Origin of the sequence: Chryseobacterium sp. X308, from assembly GCF_020733145.1 — a bacterium.
Taxonomy (GTDB): Bacteria; Bacteroidota; Bacteroidia; order Flavobacteriales; family Weeksellaceae; genus Chryseobacterium; species Chryseobacterium cupriresistens.
In genome coordinates, this window is the sequence record NZ_JAJFZH010000013.1 from 98,230 (window position 1) to 114,785 (window position 16,556).

At 35.6% G+C, this 16,556-nt stretch carries 10 protein-coding genes; 7 read left to right on the forward strand and 3 right to left on the reverse strand.

Annotated elements, in window-relative coordinates:
* Positions 1 to 24: 24 nt before the first annotated feature.
* Positions 25 to 540: a DUF6702 family protein gene (locus tag LIV57_RS14840; protein WP_227943267.1), complete on the forward strand. Its 516-nt coding sequence runs from the start codon at positions 25 to 27 to the stop codon at positions 538 to 540.
* Positions 541 to 751: 211 nt separating this feature from the next.
* Here LIV57_RS14840 and LIV57_RS14845 read toward each other — a convergent pair whose 3' ends face one another.
* Positions 752 to 1,345, reverse strand: coding sequence for an ACP phosphodiesterase (locus tag LIV57_RS14845; protein WP_110008142.1), 594 nt, complete (start codon positions 1,343 to 1,345; stop codon positions 752 to 754).
* 304 nt (positions 1,346 to 1,649) lie between these two features.
* Positions 1,650 to 2,999, reverse strand: a complete 1,350-nt coding sequence (gene radA / locus LIV57_RS14850; RefSeq protein ID WP_227943268.1) for a DNA repair protein RadA — start codon at positions 2,997 to 2,999, stop codon at positions 1,650 to 1,652.
* Between the two features lie 140 nt (positions 3,000 to 3,139).
* On the opposite strand from radA, the gene LIV57_RS14855 reads away from it, so the two are divergent.
* From LIV57_RS14855 to yidC, 3 genes are all read left to right on the forward strand, one after another.
* Positions 3,140 to 3,709, forward strand: coding sequence for a YceI family protein (locus LIV57_RS14855; RefSeq protein WP_227943269.1), 570 nt, complete (start codon positions 3,140 to 3,142; stop codon positions 3,707 to 3,709).
* A 225-nt stretch (positions 3,710 to 3,934) separates the two neighbouring features.
* Entirely contained in the window at positions 3,935 to 5,542 is a 1,608-nt protein-coding gene (locus LIV57_RS14860) for a CTP synthase (RefSeq protein WP_110008139.1), read from the forward strand.
* A gap of 178 nt (positions 5,543 to 5,720) precedes the next feature.
* A complete protein-coding gene (gene yidC / locus LIV57_RS14865; protein WP_227943270.1) occupies positions 5,721 to 7,520 on the forward strand; it encodes a membrane protein insertase YidC in 1,800 nt (599 codons plus the stop codon).
* Positions 7,521 to 7,651: 131 nt separating this feature from the next.
* Here the strand turns inward: yidC and LIV57_RS14870 are convergent, their stop codons facing one another.
* Positions 7,652 to 8,236 (reverse strand): ribonuclease HII, encoded by a 585-nt coding sequence (locus LIV57_RS14870; RefSeq protein ID WP_227943271.1) that lies wholly within the window; start codon positions 8,234 to 8,236, stop codon positions 7,652 to 7,654.
* A gap of 327 nt (positions 8,237 to 8,563) precedes the next feature.
* Here LIV57_RS14870 and LIV57_RS14875 point away from each other — a divergent pair, with 327 nt between their 5' ends.
* From LIV57_RS14875 to LIV57_RS14885, 3 genes are all read left to right on the forward strand, one after another.
* A complete protein-coding gene (locus LIV57_RS14875) occupies positions 8,564 to 11,524 on the forward strand; it encodes a SusC/RagA family TonB-linked outer membrane protein (RefSeq protein ID WP_227943272.1) in 2,961 nt (986 codons plus the stop codon).
* Between the two features lie 10 nt (positions 11,525 to 11,534).
* A complete protein-coding gene (locus tag LIV57_RS14880; protein ID WP_227943273.1) occupies positions 11,535 to 13,163 on the forward strand; it encodes a SusD/RagB family nutrient-binding outer membrane lipoprotein in 1,629 nt (542 codons plus the stop codon).
* 389 nt (positions 13,164 to 13,552) lie between these two features.
* On the forward strand, positions 13,553 to 16,549 hold the full coding sequence (locus tag LIV57_RS14885; RefSeq protein ID WP_227943274.1) for a SusC/RagA family TonB-linked outer membrane protein: 2,997 nt from the start codon (positions 13,553 to 13,555) through the stop codon (positions 16,547 to 16,549).
* The last annotated feature ends 7 nt before the right edge of the window (positions 16,550 to 16,556 follow it).

Consider the following 16,556-nt stretch of genomic DNA (forward strand, 5'->3'; position numbering starts at 1 on the left):
TATATTTGCTGTAAAATAAAATTCATGTCGGGTAAGTTTTTTTTGGGATTTCTTTTTTTGATGACGATTATTTCTCAGAGCTTTATGAGCAGTGATGCGGTTCATCCATACCATGTAGGATCTGTTGAAATCAATTATAATTCAAAATCCAGAACCTTTGAAGTGACCGGAAGATTCTTTCTTGATGATATGGAAAATGGCCTGGGTAAAAAATATGGAGGTGCTTTTCATTTTAATGACCAAAAATATAAGGCGAAACTGAATGATGCCCTGCAAAAATATTGTTCAGAATATTTCAGGTTAAAGGCTGATAACAAATTTTTAAAAGTAAATTATATTGGTTATGAAGAAGATCAGGAATCTGTAGATATCTTTCTTGAATCAGAACCGGTGGCCACTCCGAAAAAAGTAGAAACAGCAGTCAGTTTTTTGTATAACCTTTTTGATGATCAGATCAATATTGTTCATATCATTGTAAACGGGCAAAGAAACAGTGAAAAACTTACCTATCCCAACCGTTATCTCTATAAACAGTTCTAAGAATATATATTGTAATTTCACGCAAAGATTTCAGCGTATAATATTATATTTTTGAGGAAGCAAAGGAGGAATCAACTTTGTTGATTTTTTCTAAGCGGTACCAAATCCATGCAGCTTTTTCAGCGGCTTTGTCGCCTTCTTAGCTCACTTAATAATAACAAAACTTAATTTAATCTTTGCGTTTTAAACAATAAGACAAATTTAAAGTTTATTAATTTTCCAGCTGGAGTAATGTGCTGATCCCTTTTGCATGAGCAAGAAGATCAGGAAAAAAATCGTCATAACACTGCTGAAGATGATCTTTATTTTTTAAAAAAGCTTCAAAAACAGGAATATTCTTATCCAGATATTTGGCTTTATTCAGTACATTCTGAATACTGAATTTAATCCCCCAGTCTTCACGGTAATTATAAAGCCAGTCATCCTGTTCCATTTTAACCAGCATCTTTTTAAAATTTTCAGGGAGCCACTGTTCATGGGCATTCAAAACACTGTAAACATGAAGAGAATGTGCTTTCCATTCTGCCAGGGAATTCAGGGAAAGATCTCTGGCTACAAAATGGTCCATTGACACATCCACAAATGCACCGGCGTATAGTCTTACCAAAGGAGCAAATACTTTTTTGGCTTCGTGAATAGCAGGATGAGAATCTGTAAATGTATCAATCGCTCTGTGCAGGGTAATTCCGTCCTGAATTTCCTTCGGGAAAGAAAAACGATCTCTGTTGCGGATGAAATCTTCGAGAAATTGCCCCACGATCTGCCCGTCGGTAAAAGAAAGAAAAGAATGAGCCAGATAATTCATAATTTAAAGGTATGAATTAAATGTGGATAGTGAAAGGTGAAAAGTGAATTCGCTTCGCTTGTGAATTTTTATCGTGATATTAATTGACTATTGACTTGCGAAGCAAAATTAACCATTCACAATTTTACTTATAGTGAATCCGCTTCGCTTGTGAATTTTTTATCCTTATTCCAATTGACGATTGACTTGCTAAGCAGAATTGACCATTCACAATTTTACCTATAGTAAATCCGCTTTGCTTGTGAATTTTTTTATCTTCATTCCAATTGACGATTGACTTGCGCAGCAAAATTGACCATTCACCCTAAAAAAGCCTCTCGTGAAAATCCTCAATTTTACTCACTTCTTCAATCTTGATTCCAAATTTTCTTTTCGGGATTTTATTAAGGTTGGAAACAAATATTTTTTCATAACCCAATTTTTCCGCTTCAGTAATTCTCTGTTCAATCTGGGCTACCGGACGTATTTCTCCACTCAGACCAATTTCTCCGGCAAAACAGTAATGTTCGGAAATCGCAATGTCTTCATTAGACGAAAGAACAGAAGCGATCACCGCCAGATCCAGTGCCGGATCGTCTGTCTTTATTCCTCCGGTAATATTCAGGAAGACGTCTTTTGCTCCCAATTGAAAACCTGCTCTTTTTTCCAGTACGGCCAAAAGCATATTCAGTCTTTTGGAATCAAAACCGGTGCTGCTTCTTTGAGGAGTACCATAAACGGCGGTACTTACCAATGCCTGTATTTCAAGAAGCATCGGTCGGTTTCCTTCCAGAGTTACTGCAACGGAGTTCCCTGAAAGTTCCTCAAACTTCTTGGTAATCAGTATTTCCGAAGGGTTTTTAATCTCTTTTAATCCCTGTGATATCATTTCATAAATTCCGATTTCTGAAGTGGACCCGAAACGGTTTTTATTAGCTCTTAGTAATCTGAACAGGTGATTTCGGTCCCCATCAAAATTCAGAACGACATCCACCATGTGCTCAAGAACCTTTGGTCCGGCAATCTGTCCGTCTTTGGTGATGTGGCCTACAAGAAATACCGGAGTATTATTTTCTTTAGCATATTTGATGATCTCATTGGAGCATTCCCGGATTTGGGATACTGTTCCCGGAGAACTTTCTATCAATTGAGACTGCAGGGTCTGTATAGAATCGATGATCATGAAATCCGGCTCCAGTTTTTTGGCTTCATGAAGGATTTTTTCCAGTGAAGTTTCAGTAAAAAGAAAACAGTTCGGATTCTGAATATCTGTAAGCCTGTCTGCTCTCATTTTGATCTGAGACGCACTTTCTTCCCCGGAAACATAGAAGATTTTTTTCTTCATTTTTAAAGCAAGCTGAAGCAGAAGGGTAGATTTCCCGATTCCCGGTTCACCGCCAATCAAAGTTACAGAACCCAAAACGATGCCGCCTCCTAAAACACGGTTCAGCTCTTCGGAAGGTGTTTTTATTCTAGGCTCTTCGCTCGTTTCCACTTCAACAATATTGATAACATGTTGTTTGGTTTTCGAAAAGGGAGGCGTTTTGTGAGAAGGTTTTTCCACAACCTCTTCCACTAATGTATTCCACTCTCCACAGTTTTTACATTGCCCCAGCCATTGAGGGTACTGGGTTCCGCAGTTTTGACAGAAATATGCTGTTTTCAGTTTTGACATACTGCGAAGTTATAAAAAAGCATTTTTTTTTCAGAATGTAAATGGGGTTAATATAAAAAAACTAATACGTCTGTGATAGGAATATCTTTCATATCTTAGCTTTATTCAATTAAAATATATTAATGTAAAATATCATTACAATGAAAAAAGTATTTTTATCTTTCGTATTTACGCTTGTAAGTATTGTTGCTTTTGCACAGGGAAGCTGGCAGGTAGACCAGATGCATTCATCAATCAATTTTAATATCAAGCACATGGGAATCAGTTTTGTGCAGGGAAGGTTTGATAAATTTGACGGAAAAGCAGCCACTGGTGGTGCTAATCTGGATAATGCCGATTTGAGCTTTTCTATCAGTGTCCCTTCCATTAATACAGGAGTGGACATGAGAGACAGACATCTTATCAGCGAAGAGTTTTTCGAAGTTACCAAATATCCTACGATTGAATTTAAGAGTTCTTCCGTTACAAAAGATAAGAACAATAATTACATCGTAAAAGGGAAACTGACGATGAAGGGCGTGGAAAAAGAAATCACTGCTCAGCTTACGTTTGGAGGAATTACAAAAAATAAGGACGGAAAAGAGATTATGGGGATCCAGACCAAATTTACCGTAAATCGCCTGGATTATGGAATCAAATATGATCCGTCAGGAGCCGGAATCGCGAAAGATGTTGAAGTAACAGCTTACTTTGAACTGACTAAACAATAATATTCAGAATATAAAATATAAAAAGGTTTTCCGCTCAAATGGAAAACCTTTTTTGTTGATAGGCGAAAATCTTTTTGGTTGCAGCTTTGTTTCATTTGTTTAGATTAATATTAATAAAAAATTTTATCTGGTTTTATAGTTGTTTGAGGGGTGTTTTATCATTTTCAAAATGTAAAAGATTGCTTTGTATTTCTTTTTCCCCTAACTTTGCACAAACCTAATCTAATGAGTAAAAAGAATACAAAGTACATCTTTGTGACAGGAGGTGTAACTTCATCTTTGGGAAAGGGAATCGTTTCTGCTTCTCTGGGACTTCTACTAAAATCACGCGGCTTTAATGTAACGATCCAAAAATTAGATCCTTATATCAATATCGACCCAGGAACTTTGAATCCTTATGAGCACGGAGAGTGTTATGTGACTGAAGATGGTGCAGAGACGGATCTGGATTTAGGCCACTACGAGCGTTATCTTGATGCTCCTACATCCCAAAACAACAACGTTACTACAGGAAAAATCTACCAGACTGTAATTGAAAAAGAAAGAAAAGGAGACTTCCTTGGAAAAACAGTTCAGGTAATTCCTCATATTACTAACGAAATCAAACGTAGAATTAAAATTCTTTCAAAACAGAACTACGATATCATCATTACTGAGATCGGAGGAACTGTAGGGGATATTGAATCTTTACCCTACATTGAAACTGTTCGCCAGTTGAAATGGGAATTGGGAGAGAGCAATTCTATGGTGATTCACCTTACTTTATTGCCTTATCTGGCTTCAAGTGGAGAATTGAAAACAAAACCATCCCAGCACTCCGTTCGTCAGCTGATGGAAAGCGGAATTATGGCTGATGTTTTGGTATGCAGAACGGAACATAAAATTCCTAAAGATCAGAGAGCAAAATTGGCTCAGTTCTGTAACGTTCCTTTGGATAATGTTATCGAATGTAAAGATCTTGAAACGATCTATGAAGTTCCAATGTATCTTCAGAAGCAAAATTTCGATGATGTAGTTTTGAAAGAGCTGGATCTGAAAAGTGATAAAGATGCTGATCTTAAAGACTGGAAGAGTTTCCTTAAAAAATTCCAGAACCCTAAGAAAACTGTTGAGATTGCATTGGTTGGAAAATATGTTTCCCTTCAGGATTCTTATATCTCTATTGCTGAAGCATTCAAACATGCAGGTGCTGACCTTGAAACTGAAGTAAAAGTAAGATGGGTATATAGTGGGGATATTACGGAAGAAAATATCAAAGATACACTGAAAGGTGTGAATGGTATCCTTGTAGCTCCAGGTTTTGGAGACAGAGGAATTGAAGGGAAAGTTCTTACCGCAAAATATGCAAGAGAAAATAAAATTCCAATGTTGGGAATCTGTTTAGGAATGCAGATTATGACGATTGAATTTGCAAGAAATGTTTTAGGACATACCAAAGCCAACTCTATGGAATTTGATACCGCTACTCCAGATCCTGTAATTTCTTTGATGGAAGAACAGAAAAATGTAGTAGATAAAGGAGGAACAATGCGTCTTGGGGCATGGAAGTGCTCATTGAAAAACGGTTCTAAATTATACGATATCTACGGAAACAAAAATATCTCTGAAAGACACCGTCACCGTTATGAATTCAACAGTGATTATCTTCAGGAATTTGAAAAGAATGGTTTCCTTGCTACAGGTACCAACCCTGAAACAGGTTTGGTAGAAGCGCTGGAACTTCCTGATCACCCGTTCTATGTAGGGGTTCAGTATCACCCGGAATATAAAAGTACGGTAGCGACACCGCATCCGCTATTCAGAGCTTTCATCAAAGCTTGCGAAAAGAAATAAGGTAAAATTTTATCATAAACGTCTACCCATAAACTCAGGCTGATTATTCTCAGCTTGAGTTTATTATATAGTAACAACGTAAAGCATAGAGTTTTGATAAAAAAACAGTATTTTTGTCAGCTCAAATTACGTACACCAGTATGTACATTTTAAATTTAAAATTTTAATATAAAATAAAATGCAACAAAACAACGGAATCGATAAGAAGCAAATGATTAGTTTCGCGGTTTTATGCCTTGTTCTCTTCGGTTTTATGTTCTATTTCCAGAACAAACAAACGAAAGAAGCGGAGTTGAAAGCTCAGGAGCAGAAAACGGAACAGGCAAAAAATGCCGTAAAGCAAACTCAGGCAAGCAATATCAATCCAAATGTAACTCCTAACGCCATTCAGACAGCAAGTCTTGGGAATAATGAATTGAAACTTGAATTTTCAAGCTTAGGAGGACAGGTTTCCAAAGTAGAACTTTTAAAATATAAAGCCTACAACCACAAAACAGATAATGCAGATCAGCCGCTTTATCTTATCACTAAGAATAACTCAAACTACGGTTTTCAGTTTAAAGATAAAACAGGGAAAATCGTTAATACTAAAGATTTAGTTTTCTCACCAGCTGTTAATGGAAATGCTGTAACCTTAACTGCAGATTATAATGGTGCTGTCATTCAATTCATTTACACATTATTACCAAAATATACCCTTGATTTTAAAGTAAGAACTCAGGGGCTTTCTAAAATTACTTCTGATAACAAAGCAGATTTTATCTGGGATTATAACGTAAGAAACCTTGAAAAAGGTAGAGCTCAGGAACAGTCTCACTCAGAATTTTCTTATGCCTTCAATAATTATAAAGACTATGATTATGATGGAAGAACTACCATGGAGGAAGAAAAAGAAACCCTTAACTGGATTGGTGTAAAGCAGCAGTTTTTCTCTTCAGTCATTGAAGCTAAAAACGGATTTACACAAAGTAAAGGTAATCAGGAGAATGTTGAAGAAGGAGAGTATCTGAAGAAATTCAATTACGAAGGTTTCGTTCAAATGACCGGAAGTGAGCTGAACCAGGATTTCACATGGTATTTTATGCCATTGGATTTGCCATTGCTTAAATCTTACGATAAGAATTTTGATGAAATCCTTCCGTTAGGCTGGTCATTCATCGGGGCAATGAACCGTTATTTCTTCATGTGGTTATACAGTATTATTGCTGCGTGGGGATTGTCAGCAGGTTGGGTGATTTTTGTAATGACGATCATCGTAAAGCTGATCCTGTCGCCAATTATGTATAAGCAGCACAAACTAAGTGCAATGATGAAGGTGATCCGTCCGGAAATTGACGAGGTAAATGCGAAGTTCAAGGATGCAGATCCGATGAAGAAGCAGCAGGCTACGATGGAAGTGTACAGAAAAGCAGGAGTAAATCAGATGGCGGGATGTTTACCGGCATTAGTTCAGATTCCTATCTTCTATGCTTTGTTCCGTTTCTTTCCGAACTTTATTGATCTTAGAGGTCAAGGGTTCTGGTTTGCCAAAGATTTGACAGCGTATGATGATTTGATCAAGCTTCCGTTTAAAGTTCCTTTCCTTGGAGACCATTTAAGTATTTTCGCTTTAGCCTGTACAGTGGTTATTTTAATCTATACTGTTATGACTTCAGGAAATATGCAGCAGCCTCAGCAGGAAGGAATGCCAAATATGAAGGTGTTAATGTATATCTTCCCTATTACATTCCTGTTCTTCCTTAATACTTCGGCTTCAGGTCTTTCATGGTATTATTTTGTATCGAATGCGATTAACATCCTGATCATCCTTGTTATCAAGTATTTGATCCTGGATGAAAAGAAAATCCATGCCCAGATTCAGTCTAATAAGGAAAAACCGAAAGCAGAAGGTAAATTCCAGAAGAGAATGAGAGAAATGATGGAGAAGGCTCAGGAGCAGCAAAAAGCTCAGGAACAACAAAGAAATAAAAAGAAATAAATTCTTAATAATACGTTAAAAAAGAGAAGCAATTGTTCAGTTGCTTCTCTTTTTTTTATCTGTAATTTATTTAGAATGATTTTAAATTTTCAATCAGAGGATGAGAATTTAATAATTGAAAATCAGTTACTTTAATCATATTTCAGTCTGAAAGACTGTCTGTGATATCGGGTCGGTCCATGTTTAATAAGCGCATCCTGATGTTTTTTAGTAGCATAGCCAAAATTGGTGTCCCAGCCATATTCAGGATGTTCTTCATGAAGCTGAATCATTAACTTATCCCTATAATTTTTGGCAAGAATAGACGCTGCAGCAATCGATAATACTTTAGAATCTCCCTTGATAATACATTGATGAGGGATGTAGTTATAAGGATGAAATTTATTTCCGTCTACCAGAATAAGTTCAGGAGTTATCGTTAGTTTGTCCAGTGCACGATGCATTGCATGGATGCTTGCATTGAGAATATTATGTTCGTCAATGAAGGACGGTGGAAGCTCTGCAATGGCGTAGTTTTTCACATTATCTTTAATATAACTATCCAGTTCCATACGGGTTTTGAACGTTAATTTCTTTGAATCATTAACCAGATTTTGTTTAAAATCATCATCCAAAATTACTGCTGCCGCTACCACCGGACCACTTAAACATCCTCTTCCTACTTCATCACATCCTGCCTCGATGTAAAGGTTTGACCAGTTTTTTATTAGCTCCATGAATTGTATGTATACTGCAAAAATATAAAATTTTACAGGAAAGTATTTTATGATCTTATTTAGTAAGAATAATTCCGTGATATATTATCTACATCGAGGTTATATATGTTTTGTGATTCTTAAATTTTATGCTTATTTATTGTTTGTTTTTGTGTTATAATTAATTTTTATTGGTTTTAATTATGTGGATTATGAGAAATTAACATTTTTACTTGCTGATTTTAAGAAAGTTTCACATATTTGTAGGCAATAAAAATAATCATTTTAGACATGAAGAAATTAACTACAAGTATTTTAGCGATAGCTTTAACTGCCTCCTTTGGAGTAGTGAGTGCGCAAAATACGCAAGGTGATACTTTAAAAGTTACTGATATCCGTGAGGTTGTTGTTACGGGTGCTCTCGGTCTTAAAAAAAGACAGGATGCAATTGTTACGAGTAATAAAGTTATTGATACTAAAGAACTCAATCAGGCAGTGAACCCTAATGCAGCTCAGGCTTTGACAGGTAAAGTGCCAGGACTACAGATTAATACAACTAGTAACTCTGTTAATAGTCAAGCAAAGGTAACTATTAGAGGGCCGAGATCTATTTCAGGTAATAATGAAGCATTGATTGTTATAGATGGTGCAATATCAACACTGAGTATTTTTCAACAGTTACCACCTGAAGTAGTTGAAAGTGTAAACGTTATTAAAGGCCAGCAAGGGTCTGCACTTTATGGAGAAAAAGGAAGTAATGGAGTTATAGTAGTAACTACTAAAAAAGGGTCTAAGTCTGAAAAAATACAGTTTACGCTAACATCTTCTATAGATGTATCCACAATTTATAAAACTCCTATCCGTCAGCAGCTTTACGGACAGGGATGGACAGGTGAACCAACTGAATTCAGTGATGTTGAATATGGAGGAACAAACTGGGTGCCTTATGAAAACGGAAGTTGGGGACCTGCTTATAATGATCCTCAAATTGGAGGTCAGTCATTAATCGCTGGTCTTCCACAAGCTGATGGTAGTCTAATCTATAGTCCATATGCACCTAGAAAAAACAATGCTGATAAATTCTTCAGAAATGGGGTTTTGATTCAGAATGGGATTTCAATGAATGTCGGAGGAAGAGACTCTTATTCTTTCCTGTCATTCAACAGAGTTGAAAATGAGTTTATGATTAAGGGAGATAATCTGAAAAGGAATACTGTATTCTATAAAGGAGGTAAGCAACTTGGGAAATTAAGAATTGATGCTACTTTTAATTTTATTGATCAAAATACTTCTCAAACTGGTGGAAACCTTTTCGGACAGCTTATTCAGACCCCAACGAATATTGATGTTAGAGCATATGAGGCAGGGGGAATGGATGGCCACTGGACAGCATTTGCCCGTAGCCCATATTGGTTAAGAGATCATTTACGTAATGATAATAATACGACTACTTTTAATGGTATTGTATCTTTAGGATATGAGTTTAACAAAAATATCAGTTTAACCTATACTGGTAATATGTCAACAATATCTAATGTAATTGAGACTCATACTGATGCATATGGACCTAACGAAGCCAAAACATATAATGGTACAGGTACAGCTTATGATGGTACAAATTATCTTGATTATGGTGCGACAGCTATTACTTCTGCTTACAATAAGACGGTTAATAAAATCTGGAGATATTATGGAGACTTGATGTTAAATTTTAATTATGATTTAACTGATGATTTAAATCTTAAATTTAACTTAGGTAATAACATTCAGGACACAAAAGAAGATTATTCTCAGGTTGGTGGAACAAATCTGCAAATTCCAGGATGGTATAATATTCAGAATGTACTGAATGCTACTCCTTGGTATGACCTTGAAAATGGTAAAATGAGGAAGAGAAGTGTAGCATGGTTTTCTAACCTGGATTTAGGATATAAGGATTACCTTTTCCTAAATGCAACTTATAGATATGAACAATCATCTGCGTTAAGTATTCATGAGACACCTGCAGTAGGAGAAGCAAAAAGGCCTTTGAGAAATGATGGATATTCGTATTATTCTGCTGGGGTATCATTCATTCCGACAAAAGCTTTTAAAAATTTATCAAACGGAGATATTCTTACTTATGCAAAAGTAAGTGGAGGTTTTACCAGAACAGGTAACTCTGTACTCGATGCCTATGCTGTGGATGAGATTGGAACTTTCCCAACAGGATTCCCATTCGGAACCCTTTCATCTTATATTATCAATAGAACGCCAGTGTCACAGGATATTAAACCAGAATTTAACAATACTCTAGAGGCTAACCTGAGTTTAGGTTTCTTGAAAGACAGAATTACTTTTGATGGGTCTGTTTACCAGACTAAAACAGATGGTTTGATTACCAATAGTGGTGTGTCAAATGCAACAGGATTCAGTAATGTATTAGATAACGCTGGATCTATGAGAAACAGAGGTTTTGAATTAGAATTGGGTGTAACTCCGTTTAAGTCTAAAGATTTTGAATGGAATTTGAAAGGCTCATATTCAAAATATAAATCTATTGTAACAAGTTTAGATAACGGTGCTTTAAGTGTGCCTAGAGGAGCTTCAGGTCAGGGAATACCTGCTGGTCTTTATGCTGTTTTAGGAGGAAGTGCAAACACTATCATGGGAACTGCATATCAGAGAGATCCGGAAGGAAGAATCATTGTGGATGATCTTGGTATTCCTGTAGTAAGTAGCCAATATAAAGTGTTGGGTAAATTGGATCCTGATTATATCCTAGCCTTCAGTACATCTATCAGAATTAAAGGATTTACCATCAGTGCAGTGGCTGATTACAGAACTGGAAACAGCTTTGTTTCTGAAGCTAAAAACCTTATGTCTTATGTTGGTACTTTGGAGAAACAAGCTGATTTTAACCGTTCTAACGGCTATATTATTCCTAATTCTGTTCAGAATACAGGTACAGCTTCTAACCCTGTGTATGTTCCAAATACTACGCCGGTAGGGGATGATGCTAGTTATGCAGGTACAGTAAACTACTTTACAACCAACTATGGAAGTGATATTGCTGAAGAATTCGTAATCGATGGTACTGCTTTAAAAATTAGAGAGATTGCCTTAAGCTATGCTATTCCGAAATCAGTATTAGCAAGCACTTTTATTAATAGTATGAGCATTGGTGTTTATGCCAGAAATCCATTTGTAGTATATGCAAAAGACAATAGAAACTTCGGCGACCCAGAAATGCAAACAGGAGCAAGCTTAGCTGTAAGCCAGTATCCTACAGCCAGAAACTTTGGTTTTAACTTTAACATAACTTTCTAAAATTCTAAAAATGAATAAAATTAAATATATAATCTCATCACTTATTGTGGTAGCATCATTAACATCTTGTAATAATTATCTGGATATTAATGAAGATCCCAATTCTATCCACGCTGAGAATATAACCCCAGAATTGATCTTTCCGGGTGCTGTCGCTCAGTCTTACAGAGCGCAGGCAGGTGATATGATGCAGTTTGGTAATTTAATGATGAACTCCTGGGCGGGAGATGTATATCATTATGGTGGTTTGTATCCAAACGAATTTTCTTTATCAGCAGTTAATAGCCAATTTTATGATGGTATCTGGGATAATATCTATCAGAATGTCAATAACTTTGTGGTAATAGAAAGATATCCGAACGGTAATCATTCTCAAGATAATTATATTGCTATGGCGAAAGTAATGAAAGCTTTCTATATGCAGTATATCGTTGATCTTTACGGTAACGCCCCTTATACAGAAGCATTTAAAGGACAAAATAACCTTGCTCCTAAATATGATAAGGATGTAGATATTTATAAATCCCTTATTGGTAATCTTGATGAAGCGGTAGCTCTTATCGATGCAGAAGAAGATAATGCTGTAAATCCGGCGGAAAAGGATATTGTTTTTGGTGGCGATATGGATAAGTGGAAAGCTTTTGCTCAGACTTTGAAACTCAGATTTTTATTAAGAATGTCAAAAGTAACAGGTGATCTTGCTGCTTATCGTGATGGACATCTTGCTGCATTAAGTGCTAGTTCTCATATGGGAGCAGATCTAATAAGCTCTGATGTGATTGAAAAACCTGGTTATTCTACTGCCAATAATGATAAGTTAAATCCATTTGCTTTTAATTATTATTATAATTCTACTCCTACCGAGGTTCAGAACCATATTGTAATTACAGCTTCAGAACACTTGGCGATTGCTTTAAATGGTAATAACTTAGGGAATTCTGCACCACAATATCAGAAATTTAATGGGCTTGTCGATCCTCGTAGATTTAGATTGTTTACTAGTATAACGTATAATGGTGTAGGACAAGTAAAAGGTGTAAGGCAGGGTGCAACTTCGGGCCAGCCTGGTGCTCCAACGGATAACCAAAATGTGTCAAAACTTGCTGCTGGAAATTTTTCAGGTGGTACTCCGGTTAGTAATGTTACAGGTGTTCTGAATGCATCTAATGCGAGAGGGGGAGTTATTATGTCTTTAGCTGAAGCAAAACTATTGCTGGCAGAAGCTTCGTTAAAATATCCTGCATTATTTACTGGCGGTCAGACTGCCTTCAATGATGGGGTTATTGCTTCAGGTCTTTGGATAGGAGTTACCCCAGTAAATATGGGTACCTATATTACGAATATTTCTACAAGGCCTGGTTTAGGGTGGGTAGGTACTGATGCACAAAAAATGGAAGCAATTATGACTCAAAAATGGTTGGCTCTTACTAATGTGAATCCTACTGAAATGTATATTGAGTATAACAGAACAGAACTTCCTTATAATCCTTTGGCTGTAAATGCTGTAAAATCAAGAAGACCATATAGATTGGTTTATCCTAATTCTGAATTTGCAACAAACTCAGCAAATGTACCAAACATTGCTAGTGATGTTGTATTTAGTAAAAATCAATATACACCTTTTTGGAATCAAAACTAATCTTACAAATTTTTAATATATTTTACCGCCTTCGGGCGGTTTTTTTTATTTTTAGGTCTATTTTTTCTGTATATATAAAAATATGCTTAGCATAGTATAAGTGTTAAGTTAAAGGTTGTTTTTATTTTTATATTTTACAAGCTATTGATATTCAAATTGTTCGGTTTTTATTACTATAGATAATATCAATTTAAATGATTGTTATTATTTCTTAAAGGTAATTAACGTTTAATTAATTGCTTTTTGTTAAATATTTAATTTTTAACTAATTTTAATACTTACTTTGCTGTTTTTATTTAAAAAAATTAAAATAAATATATTTTTTTTAATTTTTGCTTTGTGGTATTAAGAAAGTTTTACAAATTTGTAGGGTACAAAATTAATTTGATATGAAGAAACTAACAGCAAGTCTTCTTGTTTTGGTATTATCTTCTTCTATAGCTGTTGCAAATGCCCAGCAAAAGAATGATACTATTAAAACAAAAGAGATCGAGGGCGTGGTCGTAACCGCTCTTGGTATTAAGAGAGAAAAGAAATCTTTGGGATATGCCTCACAGGAGATTAAAGCAAGTGCTCTTTCTGATGGAACAACAAACACAGGTAACATTGGAGCTCAATTATCTGGTAAGGTAGCCGGTCTTAATGTTACTACCAACAATAACTTTGGTGGATCAGCAAATTTGCTTATCAGGGGTGTTAAAACATTAGGAGGAGGGAATCCATTGATTGTAATTGATGGATCACCAGTTAATAATACGTATACACAAGAGAAATCAATTGATTACGGTAACGCCTTATCTGATATTAATCAGGAAGACATAGAATCAATTAACGTATTAAAGGGTGCCGCAGCATCGGCTTTATATGGAGAAAGAGGTCTAAATGGTGTTATTGTTATCACGACTAAAAATGGTAAAGGAAAAGATGATGGTTCATGGGGTGTTACTTTATCATCTTCAGTAAATGTTGGCTTTATTGATAAATCAACATTTCCGGAATATCAGACTAGATATGGAGCTGGATATTCTCAAAAATTTGGTTCTAAAGGCCCTGGAGGCTTAAATAATGCCAATTTTGGAGCAGATGCTTCTTGGGGACCAAAATTTGACCCTAATTTGTTGGTATATCAATGGGATTCTTTTGATCCAACATCTCCTAATTATGGCAAAGCTACTCCTTGGGTTGCAGCTAAAAATGGGCCGATTGAATTCTTTAATAACCCTGCTACATATACGAATACTGTAACATTAGAAAAGGGTGAAAAGGGTAAAAATATCAGTTTTACATATGACAATATGATGTCAGATGGTCTTATGCCTAACTCCCATATTAATAAAAATACTTTTTCCCTAAAAGTAAATTATGATCTGACTTCTAAATTACATTCTTCTTTCTATTCTACAATGACATTACAGGATACAAAAGGACGTAGTATAACTGGATATAGCGATAATACAGTTACAGGTTTCAGACAATGGTGGCAAACTAACGTAGATGTAAAGGATCTTGAAAGGGCTTATTTTGCTAACGTTAATCCTAGTATTGCTAGTGCAGCGAATAATTATGGGAATGTTACATGGAACAGAAAGTCTGCTTCTAATGGGGCTCCGGCATATTGGAATAACCCATACTTCCAAGCATACCAAAATTATACAAGTGATAAAAGACATAGAAATTTTACCTATGCTCAATTAACTTATGATTTATTAGATAATATTTCTGTAACAGGTAAGGTATCTTATGACAGATCAAATCTTTTTGCAGAGAATAGAGTAGCTGTTGGATCTATAGCTCAGCCTTTTGGACAATCAGGAAATGACGTATCTTCTGGTTATGCAAGACGTGATGTGCTGAGAACTGAGACAAATTATGATTTAATGGTGAATTATAAATTTGACATTACTGATGACATTAATGTTTCAGGAGTTTTAGGTGGAAATATTAGAAGGAATTATTTTAATTCTGTATATGGCTCAACTGAAGGAGGATTAGTTGTTCCTGGAATTTATGCACTATCAAATTCTAAAAAAGCTCCATTGGCATCAGATGAGAGTGAGTATACCACACAAACTAATTCAGGGTATATCACAGCATCATTTGATTTTTTCAAAAAGTTTTATATAGATGGAACATGGAGAGTTGACCAAAGTTCAACGCTGCCGGCTGGTAATAATGTATATAACTATCCATCAGTAACTGGATCTCTAATCATGTCGGAAATTTTAGATACTAAGAGTTGGATGAATTTCTGGAAATTAAGAGCAAACTACGCAGAAGTAGGAGGTACTGCAGATCCTTATATGCTGACAAATAATTATAGATCTGCGGGGATTTTATCAGGTGTAGGAATATATAGTTCAATTTTGAATCAAGCCAATCCAGATCTAAAACCTCAAAGGTCTAAAGAATTTGAAGTAGGTACAGAAGCACATTTCCTAAAGGATAGAATAACAGTTGATTTTGCTTATTATAAAACGAAAACCATAGATCAGATTATCACACTTCCTGTTTCTTCAGGAACAGGCTATACTGGTAAAGTTATTAATGCAGGGAGAATTGATAATACAGGGTTTGAAGTTCAGTTAGGATTGGTGCCAATAAAAACGAAAGATTTTACATGGAATATTGATGCCAACTGGTCTAAAAATAAAAACGAAGTTGTGAGTCTATATCCTGGAATTACGAACCTTCTTCTGAACAGCTTCCAGGGAGGAGTTTCTCTGAATGCAAGAGTAGGAGAAGCTTGGGGAACTCTAATCGGAAGTGATTATGTCTATTTGAATGGACAGAGAGTTATTGATCCTGACACAGGAATTTATCAAACTAATTCAAATCAAATTATAGGTAATACTACTCCTGATTGGATTGGAGGCATTAGAAATACCTTTAGCTATAAAGGCTTCTCTTTAAGTTTCTTAATTGATATGCGTAAAGGTGGAGATATTTTCTCAACGGATATGTATTATGGTATGGATACAGGGCTTTATAAAGAAACTGCTATTGGCGATTACAGAGATAAGGATGTTATACTTCCTGGAGTCTTGCCAGATGGAACTCCTAATAATATAGCATTGTCACAGTTTTCAACTGGAAGTAACTATGGGTATGAAACCCAGCCGGCAAAAGAATTTGTATATGATGGATCTTTTATTAAGCTAAGAGAGGCTAGCATTGGTTATATGCTTCCTAAATCTTTATTGGCTGGAACTAAAATTTATGATGCGAAAATATCTATTGTAGGTAGAAATTTATGGATCATTCACAAAAATCTTCCATATGCTGATCCGGAGGCTATGATTGGTGGAGGAATTAATTCTTATGGATGGTCAATTGGATCTATGCCAACAACAAGAGATATTGGAGTAAATGTTACATTTAAATTTTAAAAAATCA

Bases quoted from the DNA above. Each gene is read 5' to 3' on its own strand.
- LIV57_RS14840 (WP_227943267.1), top strand. From the start codon at position 25: ATGTCGGGTAAGTTTTTTTTGGGATTTCTTTTTTTGATGACGATTATT.
- LIV57_RS14845 (WP_110008142.1), bottom strand. From the start codon at position 1,345: ATGAATTATCTGGCTCATTCTTTTCTTTCTTTTACCGACGGGCAGATC.
- radA (WP_227943268.1), bottom strand. From the start codon at position 2,999: ATGTCAAAACTGAAAACAGCATATTTCTGTCAAAACTGCGGAACCCAG.
- LIV57_RS14855 (WP_227943269.1), top strand. From the start codon at position 3,140: ATGAAAAAAGTATTTTTATCTTTCGTATTTACGCTTGTAAGTATTGTT.
- LIV57_RS14860 (WP_110008139.1), top strand. From the start codon at position 3,935: ATGAGTAAAAAGAATACAAAGTACATCTTTGTGACAGGAGGTGTAACT.
- yidC (WP_227943270.1), top strand. From the start codon at position 5,721: ATGCAACAAAACAACGGAATCGATAAGAAGCAAATGATTAGTTTCGCG.
- LIV57_RS14870 (WP_227943271.1), bottom strand. From the start codon at position 8,236: ATGGAGCTAATAAAAAACTGGTCAAACCTTTACATCGAGGCAGGATGT.
- LIV57_RS14880 (WP_227943273.1), top strand. From the start codon at position 11,535: ATGAATAAAATTAAATATATAATCTCATCACTTATTGTGGTAGCATCA.
- LIV57_RS14885 (WP_227943274.1), top strand. From the start codon at position 13,553: ATGAAGAAACTAACAGCAAGTCTTCTTGTTTTGGTATTATCTTCTTCT.